Raw genomic sequence first — 17,470 nt, forward strand, 5'->3', positions numbered from 1 at the left:
CTCAACGCAGCAGGGGCGCGGGCGCGCTGACCTGGGTCAACGCAGCCGCGCCAGCGACGCTCAACGCGCGCCCGCCAGCGCCTGCCGACCGCGCCATTCCAGCTGCAGCCACACCCGCGCATTGTCGCGACCGAGACCATCGGCGCGATAGTCGGCCAGCTTGAGCATGGCGTCGAGGCCGGCGATCAGCGGAAGGCTCAGCGATGCGTTCCACTCGCTGCCGTAGCGGCCGCCGCGATCCGCGCGGTAGTCGTGGTAGGCCACCACCCAGGCCAGCTTGCCGGCCAGCCCGCTGCGACCGAACTTGCCGGCGGCGCCGACGTAGCGATCCTCCAGGCCGCCGGCGGGCGTCACGTTGAACTGATCGTCCCAGCCGTTGAACGCGTGCAGTGTCGCCAGCGGCGTCTGCAACGCATGCTGGCCGTTGCCGCCCAGATGTTCCCAGCCCAGCTTCGCGGTGATGCCGCCCTGCGTCCAGGTCGGTTCCAGCAGCCAGTAGTTGTGCGCGAAATGCAGCGGATTGTTGGCGTAGTCGCGCTGCCGCGCCGCTTCCAGCGTCCAGCCCGCGCCGTTGCCGTCGTGCAGCGCCTTGCCGCTCCAGCGCGCGCCCCAGGTGGCGCTCGATGCGCTGGCCACGTCGCGGTCCTCGTGCAGGTAGGCATAGCCGACCCATTGCTGCGCGCCGCGGACCCATGCGGCGTTGAGCAGGTGCGTGTCCAGAGCGCGCTCGCGCGCCAGCGGATTGAGCGCGTCGCGGCCGGCCACCCGATGCACGCGATCGAGCCAGTCGTAGCGCACGGTCACGCTGTCCAGCGGTTGCCATTGCAGCGCCAGCGCATCGAAGGTCTGCTCGTGCTGGCGCCAGCCGCTGTTGCCGACCCAGCGCTGGCTGTCCAGCAGCAGTCGCTGGCGCCCCAGCGTGGCGCCGAACACGTCGCCTTGCCATGCCAGCCAGGCCTGGTCGAGTTCGCTGCCACGCGGGTCGGTGATCGCCGGATACTGCGTGCGGCCGTTCGCGCCGCTGTTGTAGTGCTCGTTGGCCGCGGCCACGCCGGCACCTTCCAGCAGCGCACTCCAGCCTTCCCCGAAGCTGGCGCGCAGGCCCAGCCGCAGGCGCAAGGTGGTGGCGTTCGCATCGCGGCTGAAGGCGTCGTCGTCGACCTGTTCGTGGCGCAGTCGCGCATCCCATTCCAGCTGCAGCGGCGCCGCCGCCGGCGGCGTCGGGGTGATGGCGGCCCCGGCGGCGGGCATGGCGATCGCGGCCGCCAGCAGGCCGCTGGCGCAAAGCATTCGGCTCGTCGTTCTCATCGTGTGTTCCCCTTGGTGGATGCGCGCAGTCTGCCGACCGCGACGCGGCGATCCGTTGACCGCGGTCAGGTCTGCATCCGGAAAGGGGCGACTGTGACAACACGCCGCGCAATCACTCGAAAACGCCGCCATGACGGCGGCGTTTCCGGTGAAGGATGGACGTCTGGACGTCCACCGATGATCGTCGCCTCAGGGTTTGTCCACCGTCTCCCCGATCGCCTTGACGAAGGCCGGATCGAGCCGGCCGATCACCGTGGTGCGCGCCGCGATGCGGCCCTCGGCGTCGAGCAGGATCAGTTCGCTGGAGTGGTTGAACTCGCCGTCGGGCAACTGCCGGTACTGCAGGCCGAGCACGCCGGAGAGCTGGCGCACCTGCGCCGGCTCGGCGCGGGCCAGGGTCCAGATGCGCGGGTCCAGCTTGCGCTTCTCGGCATAGGTCTTGAGCGTGGCCACGTCGTCCTTCGCCGGGTCGAAGCTCACCGCGAGCAGGTCGATCTTCGCGCGCGTGGCCGGGTCGAGCGCATTGCGGGTCAGGCGCAGGCTGTCGATGATCATCGGGCAGACCATCTGGCACGAGGTGTAGAACATGGTGACCAGCTGCGGCCGGCCGCGGCGTTCGGCCAGCATCTGCTGCCGGCCGTCCTGCGTGGTCAGCTGCACCGGCAGGTTGTAGACCGAGTCGCCGGGCAGCGGCGGGGCGGCCTCGGCGCGGCCGCCGAACAGCACGGCCAGCAGGGCCAGCACGGGCAGAAGATGTTTCATCGCCGCTCCTTCAGTTCGACTTCGCGCAGCGGAAGCCAAGGTTGTTGGTGGTATCGGCGGCCTTCAGCGCGGAGAGCATCGCGATGCGCATCAGCACCGCGTAGTTCTCCTTCTCCTGCAGGCTGATCGCGCCGGCGCCGCAGAACTTCAGCAGGTCGGGATCGCCCTGCTGGCGGCTGTCGCTGGCCACCATCAGCGCGTTGAAATCGTCGACCCACTCCCACACCAGGCCGTTCATGTCGCGCACGCCGTAGACGTTGGCCGTACCGCCGACGGCGGGCAGCGCGGCGTTCGATGGCCGCGAATACCAGCCCAGGATGTTCTCGCGCCAGGCCGGGTCGGCCCGCGCGTCGCGACGGCTGGCGTCCGCCGCCGCGGCAAACTCCCACTCGTACCAGCTCGGCAGCCGCGCGCCTTCGCTTTCGCAATACGCCTGCGCGGCGAACCAGCTCACCCGCGTCACCGGCTGGCGCGGGAGTGCCTGCTCGCCAAGTTCGTCGGCACCGGCCCACTGGGTCAGGTAGCGCGCGTCGGCGAGGATGCCGGCAACCTTGTCGCGTCGCCATTCGGGGTGCGTCTGCACGAAGGCCAGGTACTCGCCGTTGGTGACCAGCTCGGTGCGCAGGCGGAACGGTGCGACCTGCGCCGCGGCCGCCTTGCCGTCGGCCGGCAGCACGCTGGTGAACGTGCCTCCCGGCAGTGCGGCGTACTCCGCCGCCGCTGCCGGGAGTGCCAGCATCAGGCCGAGCCATGCCAGGGCCAGCCGCGTGCGCATGCTCAGTGCTCCGGGGCCGACTGCGGACCGGCTTCGGCACGCGCCTTGGCCACGTCTTCCTTGCTGTACTGGCCGCCCGGATTGTCCCAGCTGTTGATCACGTAGGTGAGGATGTTGGCCACCTCGTCGTCAGTCAGCTGCGCCATCGGCGGCATCACCGAGTCGTACTCGTGGCCGTTGACGGTGATCTTGCCGGTCAGGCCGTGGGTCACGATGGTCATGGCGCGTTTCGGGTCAGCCGCCAGGTAATCCGATTTCGCCAGCGGCGGAAACACGTTGGCCAGACCTTCACCATTCGCCTGGTGGCAGACCGAGCAGGTGCCGGTGAACAACTGCTTGCCGGCGGCGATCTGCTCCTCCTTGGTCAGCGTGCCGGCCGCATGTGCCTTGGCCGCGACGCTCACCGCCTTGAGGTTCGGCTCCGAGCGGTCGCCCAGGTAGACGTAGTCGACCTCCTTGCCCGAGTAGACCAGCTTGTTCTCCGGGCCATCGACCTTGAGGATGCCCAGCGCGCCCTTGTTGAACGCGCGGAAGATCGAGTGGTCGACCAGCACGTAGCTGCCCGGCACGTCGGTGTGGAACTCCACCGTGGCCGCGCCGCCGGCGGGGATCAGCGTGGTCTGCACGTTGTGCTGGGCCTCCGTGCCGCCTTCGGGCTGCACCTTGTCGAAGATCTCGCCGATCACGTGGAAGCTGGAGACCAGGTTGGGACCGCCGTTGCCGATGAACAGGCGCACCGTCTCGTTGGTCTTGGCGGTCAGGGCGTTGTCGCCGGTGAGCGCGCCTTCCTTGCCGTTGAACAGCACGTAGGTCGGGTGCTCGTCGATCGCCTTCTCCATGTCGAACGGCTGCAGGCCCTTCTGGCGGTACTTGCCGGTGGTGTAGAAATCGCCCTGCATCACGTAGTACTCGTGATCGACCGGGGCGAGGCCCTCCGGCGGCTCGACCAGGATCAGCCCGTACATGCCGTTGGCGATGTGCATGCCGACCGGCGCGGTGGCGCAGTGGTAGACGTAGATGCCCTGGTTCAGCGCCTTGAAGGTGAACTGCGAGGCATGCCCCGGCGCGGTGAAGCTGGACGCCGCGCCACCGCCCGGCCCGGTCACGCCATGCAGGTCGATGTTGTGCGGCATCTTGCTGTCCGGCGCGTTCTTCAGGTGGAACTCCACCGTGTCGCCCTGGCGCACGCGGATGAAGCTGCCCGGCACGGTGCCGCCGAAGGTCCAGAACGTGTAGCTGACGCCTTCGGAAATCGGCATCTCCTTCTCGATCACCTCCAGCTCGACGATGACCTTCGCCGGGTAGTTGCGATGGATCGGTGGCGGCACGTGCGGCGGGCTGGTCAGCACCGCCTTGATTGGCTCACCCTGCGGCGGACCGAAATCGCCGCGCTGGGAAGCCACCGAGGTGCTGGCCGGTGGGGTGGCCGCGGCGGGCGACGCCGGGGGCTTGTCGGAGCAGGCCGCCAGCGCGAACACGGCGAGAGCGGCAAGAACGGTGGACAGCGGACGCGACATGGGGGATCTTCCCGTTGGTTGTGCCTGCGCGAAGCATGCCCGGCAAAACCCGCCGCCATTTGACCGGCGTCAAAAGACTCCCCGAAACCCGCCCGCTGCGTCACCGCGCCACATCGGTTTCAGCCGACGCGCCTGACCCGCAAGAATCGCCGTATCCCCGACGCCGTCATTCCCGCAAAAGCGGGAATGACGGCGGGGAGAATTGCGGCAACCGGCGGGCGAGCGGTACGGCATGGAGAACCTGCAGAAACCGGGAAGGCTCGCCGACCTCGCGAAGCGAAGGCCGCAGCCCGCGCTCCGCCATCACCCCGCCTTGCCGTCCACCCGCGGGGTCAGATAGATCCACGCCGAGCGCAGCACCCACGGCAGGAAGGCGAGCAGCCAGCCGTAGGCGGCGATCACCAGCCACAGGTACATGTCGCCACCCAGTTCGGCGCGAATGCGCAGCAAGGCCACCACCTGCAGCAGCACGAAGCACAGCCACGGCACCGCGCCCATCTGCAGCGGCCGGCCGGAGTGGCCCATGGTCACGCGGGTCACCATCGCCACCAGCATCGAGCCGAAGAAGCCGATGCCCAGCGCATGCAGCGGCGCGCGGCCGAGGATGAACTGGCCACTGGTGGCGTAGACCACGTCCTGCACCGCGAACAGCACGAACGCCACCGGCAGCCACGCGAATGCCAGGTGCAGCACCGCCAGCAGGCCCGGGTGCATCGCCCGCCACGGCCGCCAGGTAAGCGAGTGCCAGGCGAACACCAGCGCCAGCGGCACGTCGACCATGTACAGCCAGCCCAGCACGCCGCGCCACGACAGCACGAGGTGCGCCAGCAGCAGCATCCACACCACCGGCATGCTCCAGTCCGGGCGCACCACCGCATAGCCCTTGACCATGTTGCCGGTGAAGAACGGCAGCATGCGATGCATCACCGTGAAATAGATCGGCAGCAGCAGGCCGAAGGTGCCGATCCTGACCGCCAGCAGCGCGCACTCCGCCGGCGCGCCGAACAGGTAGGCGAGGAAGATCGCCAGCCCCAGCGTGCCGAGCGACAGCGCCGCCAGGCACGAGCGCGCATGCCCCTTGCGCTCGGCCACCGAGGCACGCAGCACGCCGGCCAGCGTCCACACGCCGATCGCGTAGCCGAGCAGCATCAGCAGCACGCCCAGCTCCAGCACGCGCGGCAGCGCCAGCAGACCCACGTGCGCCAGCACGTAGCCGCCGAACAGGCAGCCGGCCACCGGCAGGAACCGCGTGCGCGGCAGGTCCGGGCGACCCAGCCAGCGCGGGAAGGTGGTCATCAGGAAGCCGAACATGAACAGCGGGAACAGGCCGTACTGGATCAGCACGCCGTGCGCATACAGCGGCGGGATCGACGGCTGCGGCCAGCCAGCCAGGCCGAACCGCAGCGAGGTCAGCTCCAGCGCCCACCACGCCATGCTCAACATCACCGCGACGGTGCCGGCGAGGAACAGCGGCCGGTGCGGCGCCGCCGCCAGCAGCCGGGGAATGTCGGCAAGCGGCGACGAGGTGGAGGGCTGGTCGGACATGGCGTGATCCCGCGAATGCGAATGACTTTCCATCGTGCCACAGCCATGCATGCCGGCCCCATGACCTGCATCAGCCCCGGCCCGACGCCCTCACTCGCGCTGGAACAGCGCCAGCTCCGGCCGGTGCAGGCCGAAGCCCTGCACGCGATTCACGCCCAGCGCGGTCAGCGCCTGCACGGTAGGCGTGTCGGTGACCCACTCGGCGACCACTTCCAGCCCCAGCCGGTGGCCGATGTCGGTGACCGCCTTGACCATCAGGTGGCTGACCGGATCGGTCAGCATGTCGCGCACGAAACTGCCGTCGATCTTGATGATGTCCAGCGGCAGGTGCTTCAAATAGGTGAACGAGGACATGCCGGCGCCGAAGTCGTCCAGCGCGATGCGGCAGCCGGCGGCGCGCAGCTGCGCCATGCAGCGCGCCACCGCCGAGAGGCTGCGCGCGGCCACCGTCTCGGTGATCTCGAAGCACACCTGCGCGGGCTCCACGCGGTAGCGGCGCAACCAGTCGATGATGTCCTCGACCAGGGCGGTGTCCTCGATGCTGGCGCCGGAGAGATTGATCGCCACCATCTCCATCGCGCTGCCGTCCGGATGCAGCCGGTCGAAATTCGCCAGCGTGGTCTCGATCACCCAGCGATCGACCAGCGGCATCAGTCCGTAGCGCTCGGCCGCCGGCACGAACACGCCGGGCAGTATCAGTTCGCCTGATTCCTCGCGGAAGCGCAGCAGCATCTCGATGCCCGGCCGGCCACTGCCGGGCGGCAGCGGCCACACCTCCTGGTAGGCCAGCTGCAGGCGGCGCTCGTCGATCGCCCAGCGCAGGCGGTTGGCCCAGTCCATCTCGCTGCGCCGGCGCACGGTCTGGTCGTCGCGCCCGGAGTAGAAATGCGCGCGGTTGCGGCCCATCTCCTTGGCCATGTAGCAGGCGGTGTCGGCCTGGGCGAGCAGGTCGCGGGCCGACACGCCGGAGTGGTCGATCACCACCCCGCCGATGCTGGCGCTGACCATGTAGCTGGTCTGCTCCCAGATGAACACGTAACCGTCGATGCAGCGACGGATGCGCTCGGCGCTGCGCTCGGCCTCCTCGCGGTCGGCCACGCCGGTCAGCAGCACGCCGAACTCGTCGCCGCCGAGCCGCGCCAGCACGTCGCCCGTGCCCAGCTGCCGGCGCATCACGATCGCCAGCTGGGTGAGCAGCTGGTCGCCGGCGGGGTGGCCGGAGGTGTCGTTGACCAGCTTGAACTGATCCAGGTCCACGTACAGCAGGGCGGCGACCGGCGAGGCGAACGACCCGGCCGCCAGCAGCGCCTGCAGCTGGTGCTCGAACTCGCGGCGGTTGTACAGGTCGGTCAGCACGTCGTGGCTGGCCTGGTAGCTCAGCAACTGGTTGAGCTGGCGCTCCTCGCTGATGTCACTGGCCACCAGCAGCAGCTTGGCGTGGCCGCCCAGCTCCACCCGCGAAACCGCCACGCTGGCCCAGAAGCGCTCGCCGCCGGCGTCCCGCAACTGCGCCTCCATCCGGCCGCAGCCGCTGGTGTCGCGCGCCTGCAGTTGCCGGTGCAGGTCGTCGTCGTCGAACAGTTCGGGCAGGCGCTGATCGATGATGCGGTCGCCGAGGCGATTGCGCGACGCCTGATTGGCGTAGGTGATGCGCCCGCCGTCGGCATCGGCCAGCATCACCAGCGCCGGCAACAACTCGTTGAGCGCGCGAAAACGCTCCTCGCTCTCGCGGTAGCGCCGGCTCATCTGCCAGCCCAGTTCCAGCGCGCGCTGCCGCGTGTTGACCATGGAGTACACCAGCATGGCCAGCAGCACGCTGGCCAGCACGCCCACCGGCAGCGCCGACTGGCTCCAGTCGAACGCCGTCGGGCGCATCGGGCGCGAGCGCATCACCACGTCCAGCACGCGCCCTCCATAGGCGAGCCGGCGCTCGAAGCGGAAGTCGTCGCCGGTCGCCGCCGCGGGCGCGGAATCGAACATCGGCACTGCGCGCGCCGGGTCGGTGACGTCGTGCAAGGTCAGCCGCAGCTGCCGCCCCACGTCCGGCTGCAGCACGTTGCCAAGCAGCTTGCTGATGCGAAACGACACCGCGATCGAGCCGCGCATGCGCTCGCGGCGCTGCGCCATGGTGCGCGGCGGATCGCCCGGGCTGAACACCGGCAGGCGCATGGTGAACCCGTCCGGTGCGCCGGCGCCGGTCTGCTGTACCGGGCGGAACGGCGCGGACAACGCCACCTCGCCGCTGTCGCGCGACGCCAGCAGCCCAGCCAGGTTGCTCGGTTGCGCCGCGACGTCGAGGCCGACCACGGCCTCGTTGCCCTTGCGCGGCTGCACCCAGCTAGTGATGAAATGCTCGCCCTGCGGGCCGCTCTCGCGCTGCGCGTAGGCCAGCGCCAGCAGGCCGGGGAACTGCACGTGCGGGCGCATGTTGTCGTAGAAGTTGGTGAACTCGGTCTCGCTGACTTCGTCCGAGGAGAGGAACAGCGTCTGCACCGCGCGCAGCAGCGATTCGGACTCGTGCAGGCGGTTCAGCAGGGCTGCATAGGTCTTGCCCGCCATCTCGCCACGCACCAGCGACTGCTCGGTGAGATGCCGCCGCTGCTGTTGCAGGTGGGCCGCGAAGGCCAGCGCCAGGCCCGCCAGCAAGGCGAGCAAGCTCCACCACAGGGCGCTGCGGCGCCAGCCCGAAGCTGCCACAGCCACGGGCTCGAACGCACCGCCGGTCCGGCGATCCGTTCGCGTTGGATGGAGCTCGTGGAGATCCATAAGCTGTGGCAATTCCGCTGCCATGGGGTCCAGTGTGTTCGATGCTACAGGAGCAGAATGCGCGCGCCAGATGAAAAGCGCACGGCCGCAGGGTCCCCGCCCATGTCGACCGGCGGAATCTCCCCCTTCCCGGCTATCGGCCGCAGGGGCGGATGATTGAGCTGTTGCTGGCCGGCCTCACCTTCCCCGCGGCTTGGCCCGATGCGTGGCCTGCGCCGTCCATGGATCGTCGGGCCAGGGGTGGCGGGGGTAGCGGCCCTTGAGTTCCTTTTTCACCTCGGGGTAGGTGCGTTCCCAGAAGCCGCGCAGGTCCTGGGTGACCTGGATCGGGCGGCCGGCGGGGGAGAGCAGGTGCAGGGTGACCGGGATGCGGCCGCCGCCGACGCGCGGAGTGTCGGCCAGGCCGAACAGTTCCTGCAGTTTCACGGCCAGCACCGGCGAGTCGGCGCCGGCGTATTCCAGGCGGCGTGACTGGCCGCTGGGCACCACGACTTGTTCCGGTGCCTGGGCGTCCAGCAGCTGGCGCTGCGAATGGTCGAACAGCGACGCCAGCGCCTGCGACAACTCCTCCGCGCCCAGGGCGTCGAGTCGGTGCTTGCCATGCAGGTACGGCGCCAGCCACTGTTCCAGCGTGACCAGCAGGTTTGCGTCGGACACGTCGGGCAGCCCACGCTCGGGCAGCCATGCGCGCAAGGCCTGCATGCGCGCGCGCAGGCGGCGGGCGTGGTCGCTCCACGGCAGCGCGTCCAGGCCGCGCGCGCGGATCGCCGCCAGCATGGCCGGCAAGGCATCGGCCGGGCGCACCGGCACGCTGTGGCGGCTCAGCACGATGGCGCCGAAGCGGCTTTCCTCGAACGCCTCGGCCGCGCCGCGCTGCTCGTTCCAGCGCAGCGTGCGTTCGCGGGTGAAATGCGCGGGGAAGTCGCGCTCCAGCGTGCGCGGGTCCAGCGGCGCGGCGCTGAACACCAGGCTGTCGCGCGACTCCAGCCGCAGGTCGGTCACCACCAGCCAGGGTTCGCCGAGCAGCGCCGTGTGTTCGTGCAGGCGGGCGCCGCGGCCGTTGGCCAGCACGTAGCGGCGCGGATCGTCGCCATCGCGATGGGCGACGCGGTCGGGGAAGGCGTGCGCCAGCAGGTCGCCCACGGCGTGGCTGTCGGGTACGCCGGTGGCCGCGGTTCGGACGTCCAGACGTCTGCGCCAGCCCTTGCTGGCCTGCTCGATCGCGGCCAGCGCGCCGGCGTCGACCTCGCCGCGCGGCGCGCCGCCGCGGCGGTCGCGCCAGGCGTGCAAGGCGGCCACGCGCACGCGCAGATCGTCGTTGCGCGCCTGCGCCCCGCGCAACGGCGAGCGCGCCTCCAGCAGGGCCAGCAGGTCGGCGACCACGGCGCGTTGTTCGTGCGGCGCGCGCAGCGCCGCGGCGGCCAGCCGCGGGCTGGCGCCCAGCTCCAGCATGCGCCGACCCAGCGCGGTGATGCATGCGTCGCGGTCGAGCGCATCGAGTGCCTGCAGCAGTTCGCGCGCCTGGGCCAGCGCGCCGGGCGGCGGCGGGTCGAGCCAGGCCAGGTCGCCGCCATCCGCCGCCGTGACACCCCAGGCCGCCAGCTCCAGCGCCAGGCCGGACAGCTCCGCCTGTGCGATCTCCGCGCCACGGCTGCGCTCCAGCCAGCGGCTCTGCGGCCACAGCCGATACGCCACGCCCGCCGCGACGCGACCGGCGCGGCCGGCGCGCTGATCGGCCGAGGCCTGCGAGATGGTGACCGTCTCCAGCCGGGTGAAGCCGGAGTGCGGATCGAAGCGCGGCTCGCGCGCCAGGCCGCTGTCGACCACCGCGCGGATGCCGGGCAAGGTGATGCTCGATTCGGCCACGTTGGTGGCCAGCACGATGCGGCGCGTGCCGGGTTCGGCCGGGGCCAGGGCGTATTGCTGCTCGGTGAGGGACAGCTCGCCGTGCAGGGGCACGATGTCGATTTGTTCCCCTCTCCCTCCGGGAGAGGGTGCCCCTTTAGGGGCGGGAGAGGGTACGGGCGGAGCGGGGCGCTCGGCTCCGACCGCACCCTCTCCCCCAACCCCTCCCCCGAAGGGGGAGGGGAGCATTCTCTCCAGCAGCGCCTGCGTTCGCGCGATCTCGCGCCGACCGGGCAGGAAGACCAGCACGTCGCCGTCGGTTTCATCGAGCGCCTGGCGCACGGTGCGGGCGAGATGCTGCTCGGCGCTTTCCTGCGCGCGCGCCGGCGGATGTTCGATGCGTATCGGGAAGCTGCGCCCGGGGCTGGAAAGGCGCGGCGCGTCGAGCCAGCCGGCGATGCGCTCGCCATCCAGCGTGGCCGACATCAGCAGCAGGCGCAGGTCCGGCCGCAAGGTGGCTTGCACGTCGAGCGCGAGCACGGCGCCGAGGTCGCCGGCCAGGTGGCGCTCGTGGAACTCGTCGAAGATGATCGCGCCGATGCCGACCAGTTCGGGATCGGCCTGGATCAGCCGGGTGAGGATGCCTTCGGTGACCACCTCGACGCGGGTGGCAGCGCTCACCTTCGACTCGAAGCGAATGCGGTAGCCCACCGTCTGCCCGACCGGCTCGCCGAGCTGCGTCGCCATGAACTGCGCGGCGGCGCGCGCGGCGAGACGGCGCGGTTCCAGCATCACGATCCTGCGGCCGGCCAGCCACGGCGCATCGAGCAGGGCCAGCGGCACCTGAGTGGTCTTGCCGGCGCCGGGCGGCGCCTCCAGCACCAGCCGCGGATTTGCCGCGAGCGCGGCGCGGATCTCGGGCAGCAACGGGAGGATCGGGAAATCGGGCGCAGTCATCCGCTGCATGATAAAGGCCCGCCCCACCAGGACAGCCAGGAGCCGCTCGCGAGCGATGCTCCCGCGTCGGGATTCGGGATTCGCGAGAGCAGGGGTACTGCCCGCGAGCTGGCCTCAAGCGTGGCTTCAGGTGGCCGATGTACTGATTGGGCTAACCGCTCATGGGTCGCCACACGTTTTCATGGAACCAGGAGTATCCCGATTGTTCACCATGCCACCATCCAGCAAGGGGCGGCGCCTTCGCTTCCTGCGTTGCCTGTTTGGGGGCCTTTGGGTTTTCGCAGCCGCAGCCTGGGCCGCGCCCCCGGCGCCTGATGTCGCGCCTCTGTCCGCACGCCCGATCGGCCTGCCGCTGCTGAAGAACTTCAATCCCGAGGACTACGGCGGCTACCCGCAGAACTGGGCCGTGGTGCAGGACGCACGGGGAATCATCTACGTCGGGAATGGCGACGATGGCGTGCTGGAGTTCGATGGCACCCAGTGGCGGCACATCGCGGTTCCCCGCCAGAGCACGGTGCGCTCACTGGCCACCGATGCGCGGGGACGCGTCTACGTCGGCTGCGTTGGCGATTTCGGATATCTCGCGCCGGACGCCGCGGGTCGCATGCACTACGTGTCGCTGCTCGATCGGATACCGCCGGAGGATAACGATTTCGCCGACGTGTGGAACGTACTGCCTGGCGACGATGGAATCTACTTTGCGACCAGCAGCCGGCTGTTCCATCTGGCCTCCGGCAAGGTACGGGTGTGGAAGGCACAAACCGAGTTCCACCTCGCCTATTACCTGGATCACCAGTTGTACATCCAGCAAATGGACCAGGGGCTGGAGAAGCTGGTGGCCGGTCGGCTGGAACGGGTCGAGGGCGGCGCGCGATTCGCGACCGACAGGATCTACGCCATGGTTCCCTGGGCCGAGGCGGGAAAACCCGCGTCCATCCTGATCGGAAGCCGGCAGGCCGGATGGTCGATCTTCGACGGGCATGCCTACCGTCCCTGGTCCACCCGCAACGCCGAAGCGCTCAAAGCCGATCAGATCTACGGCGCGCAGTGGCTTGCCGACGGCCGGCTCGCCGTTGCCACGCTGCAGGGTGGCGTGATGCTGCTCGACCGCCAGGGCGACGAAGTGGGCCGTATCGGCATGGCAGAAGGTCTCATCGGCGACACCGTCTACGGCATGACCCAGGATCGCGACGCCGGGCTCTGGCTCGCGCTGGACAATGGCCTGGCGCGGGTCGAAGTGGGTTCGCCGCTGACCCGTTTCACCCGCATGAGCGGCCTGGACGGTTCGGTCATGGCGATCCACCGCCATGGACGCACCTTGTACGCAGGCACGGCCAAGGGTCTGTTCCGACTCGACGAGACGAAGGCCCGGTTCACTCGGGTTGCGGGCATCCATGGCCAGGTCTGGGACATCCTGGACATGGATGGGTCCTTGCTGGTTGCCAGCGCGCAAGGTCTTTTCGAGGTCGATGGGAACCGTGCGGCGCGGCAACTCTCGCGAGAGTTTTCCTTCACCCTGGCGCGCGTTGCCCCGCACGATGACCGTTTGCTGGCAGGCCAGCGTGACGGTTTGCTGTCGATGCGGTTTGCATCGGGCAGGCTGGTCGACGAGGGCAAGGTCGTGGCGGGCGAAATCCATTCGCTGCTCGCGGACGCCGCCGGCACCTTGTGGATCGGCTTCATGGATGAAGGTGCGGCAAGGCTTGATCTCTCCGGACAGGCGCGGCCAGCAACATCACCCCGGATGGAAAGGCTCCAGCCGAGTGTGACCCATCCGGAGGAACCTCGTTTCGTCACTCTTGGCCTTGTCAACGGCGACATCCGATTCGGTACGGCCTCAGGCATTCAAAAACTCGACGCGAGCGGGCGCGCGCTGGTGCCGGACGAACGCTTCTCCGGGTTGTTCGGGTCCGGCACCCGGCAAGTCTGGAAGTTTGAGCAGGATGCGTTCGGCAGCGTGTGGATGTACACGGTCGACCCTGCCCGCCACCTCAAGGCGCTGGGTGTCGCCGTGGCCGACGCCCAAGGCCGCTATCACTGGCAGGAGCGCCCCTTGCAGGCGTTGTCGGGAAAGACGGTGTTCGCCCTGACGTCGGAACCGGATGGCGTGATCTGGGTGGGCACGAACGACGGTCTCTATCGCCACGATCCCCACAGGCAAAAAGACTACGCGACACCTGCCGCGACGCTGCTGCGGAACGTCGCCACGCACGGCGGGAAACTGCTCTGGGGCGGGGCCGGCAGGGTTGCCCCCGCCGAGCTGGATTGGCGCGAGAACAGCTTGCGCTTCGACTACGCGCAACCCGACTTCGAAATGGGTGCTGCCGAGCGATACCAAGTCATGCTCGAGGGCATGGATAACACTTGGTCGGCGTGGACCAACGAAACTTATCGCGACTACACCAACCTGCCCGAGGGTACCTATCGTTTTCGCGTTCGCGCGCGCGACGCCTATGGCGGTCTCGGCAGCGAGGCAAACTTCAGCTTTCGCGTGTTGCCGCCCTGGTATCGCAGCTGGTGGGCTTACCTGACGTGGTGCGCCCTGCTATTGCTTGTCGCCAAGGGGGCCATGCGCTGGCGTCTGCGCACGCTGCGTCGACGAAACCAGGCGCTCACAAAGCTGGTGGAGGAACGTACCGAAGCGCTGGAGTGCGCCAACTCCGCGCTGGTCGATCAGACGATTACCGACGCACTGACCGGACTCAGAAACCGGCGTTACGTCATCGACCATGTCGACAAGGACATCGCCACGGTTCAGCGCAACTACCGGAACCTCGCCCTGGGCTATGCCGATCACGCCGACGCCAACATCAATCTGCTGTTCCTGATGATGGATCTTGACCACTTCAAGGAGGTCAACGATCGCTACGGGCACGCTGCCGGCGACCGCGTCCTGGCGCAGCTGCGGGACATTCTTGTCGCGGCGACGCGCGAGACGGACACCCCGGTACGCTGGGGCGGCGAGGAGTTCCTCATCGTCGCGCGCTTCGCCAACAATGCCTTCGGCCCCGTCGTTGCCGACCGGATCCGCACCATGGTCGCCGATCATCCCTTCGACCTCGGCAACGGCTTGACGATACACCGCACATGTTCGGTCGGCTTTGCCTCGTACCCGGTGTTTGCCGCATCGAAGCACAACTTTGGCTGGGAGGACGTGGTCAACCTGGCCGATCAGTGCCTGTATCGGGCCAAACGCGATGGCCGCAACCGCTGGGTCGGGGTTGTCCCGACGGATGCGGCCTTGGCCACCGACCCAGGGGAAATCACGGTGGATCTGGACGTGCTGGTCGCCAAAGGCTACCTGTCCGTCCTGTCGCTCGATGACGTGGCCGCCCCAGGCTGATTCAACGGCGCGGCCCCCGCCAGGGGCGTTCGGCGATGTCCGCAGCAGGCGGGGGATTTTTTCACACGCTCTCAGGGCGACGGCTGGCGGCAGGCTTGCTGGCTCTGGCGTGCAGTCTGCGCACCGGCGGCATCCTGGTTGTGCTGGCGCACCTGGGCGATCACCTGCCAGTTGCGCTCGCACAGGCTGCCCTGGCGCGTGCCCTGCTGCCACGACTGCATCGCGAGGCGCTCCGCGTTCGCGTAGTCGGCCTTGCCCAGCGCAAGCTCGGCATGTTGCTGCAACTGCTCGGGCCAGCTCGGCGCGGGTGCGGCAGCCACCGGCGTCACGCTCGCGGCGCTCGCCTCGCCGCCCTGGCGCAGCGGCGCCAGCGACTCGAACTTCTCCTGGTACTCGTCGGTGACCTGCTTGGCCTCGTCGCTGTTGCGGATGATGCGCGGGGTGATCAGCACGATCAGTTCGGTGCGGTCGCGGTTGCGGTTGGTGTTGCCGAACAACCGGCCGATGACGGGGATGCGGTTGAGGCCGGGGATGCCGGTGTTGGTGACGCCCTCGTCCTGCTGGATCAGGCCGCCGAGCAGCACGGTCTGGCCGCTCTGCACCGCGACCTGGGTGGACAGCGCGCGCTGCGAGATCGACGGGTTGCCGTTGACCAATTGCTGCGAGGAATCGCGCTGGCTGACCTGCTGGCTGACGTCCATGTAGACCAAGCCGCCGGGATTGATCCGCGGGCGAACCTTGAGGATGACGCCGGTGTTGAGATAGTCCACCGAGTTGTAGCTGGTGCCCGTGCCGATACCGGTGTTGACCGTGGTCTGGTTGATCGGAATGCTGTCGCCCACCTGGATCGCGCCGACCTGGTTGTTCATCACCACCATCGAGGGCGCCGACAGCGTCTTGGTGTTGCCGCTGGTCTCCATCGCGCGCACGGCGACCTGCATGTTGGAGTTGAGGAAGGAGTAGAAGAACGGCTGGCCGCCGTACGCCGGCCCGCCCACTCCCAGCGCGCCGTACTGGCTGGCGGTGGTGGAGCCGGGGATGAAGTTGCCGTTGTTGTCGACGGTGCTGCCGACGAAACCCTTCAGGTACCACTGCACGCCGAACTGGAACGCGCCGGTGAGCCTGACTTCCAGGATGCGCGTCTCGATCTGCACCTGCAGCGGCACGTTGTCGAGCTTGTCGATCGCGCGCTTGATCTCCTCCCACTGCGAGGGGCGGGCGCGGATCAGCAACTGGTTGTTGCTGTCTACCGAGCTGATCCGCACGCTGCCGTCGCTGGAGGCATATTGCTGGCTGGTTTCCGCGTTGCCGCCGCTGTTGCCGAAGCTGGTCGCCATGCCGCCGGACATCGCGCCCGGCTGGCCGTTGCCGCTGCCGTCGCGACTCTCGCCGCCGCTGTTGAAGCCGCCGCTGCCGGCGCCGTTCATCGCGCCGCCGCCGACCGCGCCGGTGCCGGTGTTGCCGAAGCTGCCGGCGGTGCTGCCCAGCGGGTTGGCGTTGACGTTGTCGGCGCTGCCCAGCGTGCCGCTGCTCAGGCCCGGCCCGACCTGGCCGCCGTTGTCGCCACCGCTGCCGGCGCCGTTGGTGTAGATCTGCGCCAGGTAACGGGCCAGGTCGGAGGCCTTGAGATTGCGCACGTCGTAGACGAACAGCTGCGGCTGGTTGCCGCCGCCGGCATCGATCTTGGCGACCCACTCGCCCACTTCGCGCAGGTAGTCGGGCTGGGTGCTGATGACCACCAGTGCATTGGTGCGCTCGATCGGGATGAAGCGCAGCATGCCGGCCAGCGGCGTGCTGCCGTGTTCGCCGAACAACGCATCCAGCTTGGGCATCAGCTCGGCGACGCGGGCGTACTGCAGGTTGAACACCCCCACCGAGGTGCCGCGCAACCAGTCCACGTCGAAGGTGCGGATCATGCGCTCGTCGTCGGCCAGCTCCTGCGGCGTGCCGGCCAGCACGATCAGGTTGCGCGAGGGATCGACCAGCAGCACCGCATCCTTGCGCACGAACGGCTTGACCAGCTTCTGCATCTCGGTGGCGGAGATGTAGCGCAGCGGGAACAGCCGCGCCTGCAGGCCGCCGCCGGGCGCGGCCGCGCCGAGGCTGGGCACCAGGTTGCCGGCGACGGCATCCTTCTCCGGCAACACCACGTAACCGCCCGCGCGCTTGACCAGCGCGTTGTGGGTCCAGCCCAGCAGGGTTTCCAGGATCGGCAGCGCCTGCTCCTGCTCGACCGGCTCGGCGGTGGAGAAGGAGATGTTGCCCTCCACGCCCGGCACGATGGTGTAGTTCTGCTTGAGCAGGTCGCCGAGGATCGCCTTGACCACCGCCTGCACCGGCTGGTTCTCGAAGTTGAAGGTGACCGCATCCTTGCCGGTGGCGCTCTTGCGCGGCGTGACCAGTGCGGAGGGCCGCACGAACTGCCCGCTGCCGGCGCTGATGGTGGCCGCCGGCGGCGCGGCGGTGGGCGCGGCCAGGTCGCGGTTGAGCGGCAGCGGCGCAGGCACCGGGGCGTGCGTGCCGGCCATCGCTTCGCGTTGCAGCGCGCCGTCGTCGCGCGGCTGCGGGAGGCTGGCGCAGCCGGCGAGTGCGACCACGGCGGCCAGGATGGCGGTGCGCGCGGTGCGCATGAGGAATCGGCGAGGCATGGGT

General features: G+C 69.1%; 9 protein-coding genes. 1 reads left to right on the top strand and 8 read right to left on the bottom strand.

Annotated elements, in window-relative coordinates; translation table 11 throughout:
- Window positions 1-60: 60 nt before the first annotated feature.
- The 7 genes from ACVCL3_RS08260 to hrpB form a co-directional block, all read right to left on the bottom strand.
- Window positions 61-1,308: an alginate export family protein gene (locus ACVCL3_RS08260; protein ID WP_447100975.1), complete on the bottom strand. Its 1,248-nt coding sequence runs from the start codon at window positions 1,306-1,308 to the stop codon at window positions 61-63.
- 189 nt (window positions 1,309-1,497) lie between these two features.
- The gene (locus tag ACVCL3_RS08265) at window positions 1,498-2,070 is read right to left on the bottom strand and encodes an SCO family protein (RefSeq protein WP_447100976.1); all 573 of its coding nucleotides are present in this window, start codon (window positions 2,068-2,070) and stop codon (window positions 1,498-1,500) included.
- Window positions 2,071-2,080: 10 nt separating this feature from the next.
- Window positions 2,081-2,845, bottom strand: coding sequence for a formylglycine-generating enzyme family protein (locus tag ACVCL3_RS08270; RefSeq protein ID WP_447100977.1), 765 nt, complete (start codon window positions 2,843-2,845; stop codon window positions 2,081-2,083).
- Between the two features lie 2 nt (window positions 2,846-2,847).
- Window positions 2,848-4,362: a copper-containing nitrite reductase gene (gene nirK, locus ACVCL3_RS08275; RefSeq protein WP_447100978.1), complete on the bottom strand. Its 1,515-nt coding sequence runs from the start codon at window positions 4,360-4,362 to the stop codon at window positions 2,848-2,850.
- 303 nt (window positions 4,363-4,665) lie between these two features.
- Window positions 4,666-5,907 carry an NnrS family protein gene (locus ACVCL3_RS08280; protein WP_395116352.1) on the bottom strand — a complete coding sequence of 414 codons (1,242 nt, stop codon included), beginning with the start codon at window positions 5,905-5,907 and terminating at the stop codon, window positions 4,666-4,668.
- A gap of 90 nt (window positions 5,908-5,997) precedes the next feature.
- Window positions 5,998-8,610, bottom strand: coding sequence for a bifunctional diguanylate cyclase/phosphodiesterase (locus ACVCL3_RS08285; protein ID WP_447100979.1), 2,613 nt, complete (start codon window positions 8,608-8,610; stop codon window positions 5,998-6,000).
- 240 nt (window positions 8,611-8,850) lie between these two features.
- Entirely contained in the window at window positions 8,851-11,475 is a 2,625-nt protein-coding gene (gene hrpB, locus ACVCL3_RS08290; RefSeq protein ID WP_447100980.1) for an ATP-dependent helicase HrpB, read from the bottom strand.
- A 211-nt stretch (window positions 11,476-11,686) separates the two neighbouring features.
- Here hrpB and ACVCL3_RS08295 point away from each other — a divergent pair, with 211 nt between their 5' ends.
- Complete coding sequence (locus ACVCL3_RS08295) at window positions 11,687-14,818, top strand: diguanylate cyclase (RefSeq protein WP_447101509.1); 3,132 nt, start codon at window positions 11,687-11,689, stop codon at window positions 14,816-14,818.
- A gap of 71 nt (window positions 14,819-14,889) precedes the next feature.
- Here ACVCL3_RS08295 and gspD read toward each other — a convergent pair whose 3' ends face one another.
- The gene (gene gspD / locus ACVCL3_RS08300; protein ID WP_447097242.1) at window positions 14,890-17,466 is read right to left on the bottom strand and encodes a type II secretion system secretin GspD; all 2,577 of its coding nucleotides are present in this window, start codon (window positions 17,464-17,466) and stop codon (window positions 14,890-14,892) included.
- Window positions 17,467-17,470: the final 4 nt, after the last annotated feature.

Source organism: Rhodanobacter sp. UC4437_H4 (genome assembly GCF_052978425.1).

Bases quoted from the DNA above. Each gene is read 5' to 3' on its own strand.
- ACVCL3_RS08260 (WP_447100975.1), bottom strand. From the start codon at position 1,308: ATGAGAACGACGAGCCGAATGCTTTGCGCCAGCGGCCTGCTGGCGGCC.
- ACVCL3_RS08265 (WP_447100976.1), bottom strand. From the start codon at position 2,070: ATGAAACATCTTCTGCCCGTGCTGGCCCTGCTGGCCGTGCTGTTCGGC.
- ACVCL3_RS08270 (WP_447100977.1), bottom strand. From the start codon at position 2,845: ATGCGCACGCGGCTGGCCCTGGCATGGCTCGGCCTGATGCTGGCACTC.
- nirK (WP_447100978.1), bottom strand. From the start codon at position 4,362: ATGTCGCGTCCGCTGTCCACCGTTCTTGCCGCTCTCGCCGTGTTCGCG.
- ACVCL3_RS08280 (WP_395116352.1), bottom strand. From the start codon at position 5,907: ATGTCCGACCAGCCCTCCACCTCGTCGCCGCTTGCCGACATTCCCCGG.
- hrpB (WP_447100980.1), bottom strand. From the start codon at position 11,475: ATGACTGCGCCCGATTTCCCGATCCTCCCGTTGCTGCCCGAGATCCGC.
- ACVCL3_RS08295 (WP_447101509.1), top strand. From the start codon at position 11,687: ATGCCACCATCCAGCAAGGGGCGGCGCCTTCGCTTCCTGCGTTGCCTG.
- gspD (WP_447097242.1), bottom strand. From the start codon at position 17,466: ATGCCTCGCCGATTCCTCATGCGCACCGCGCGCACCGCCATCCTGGCC.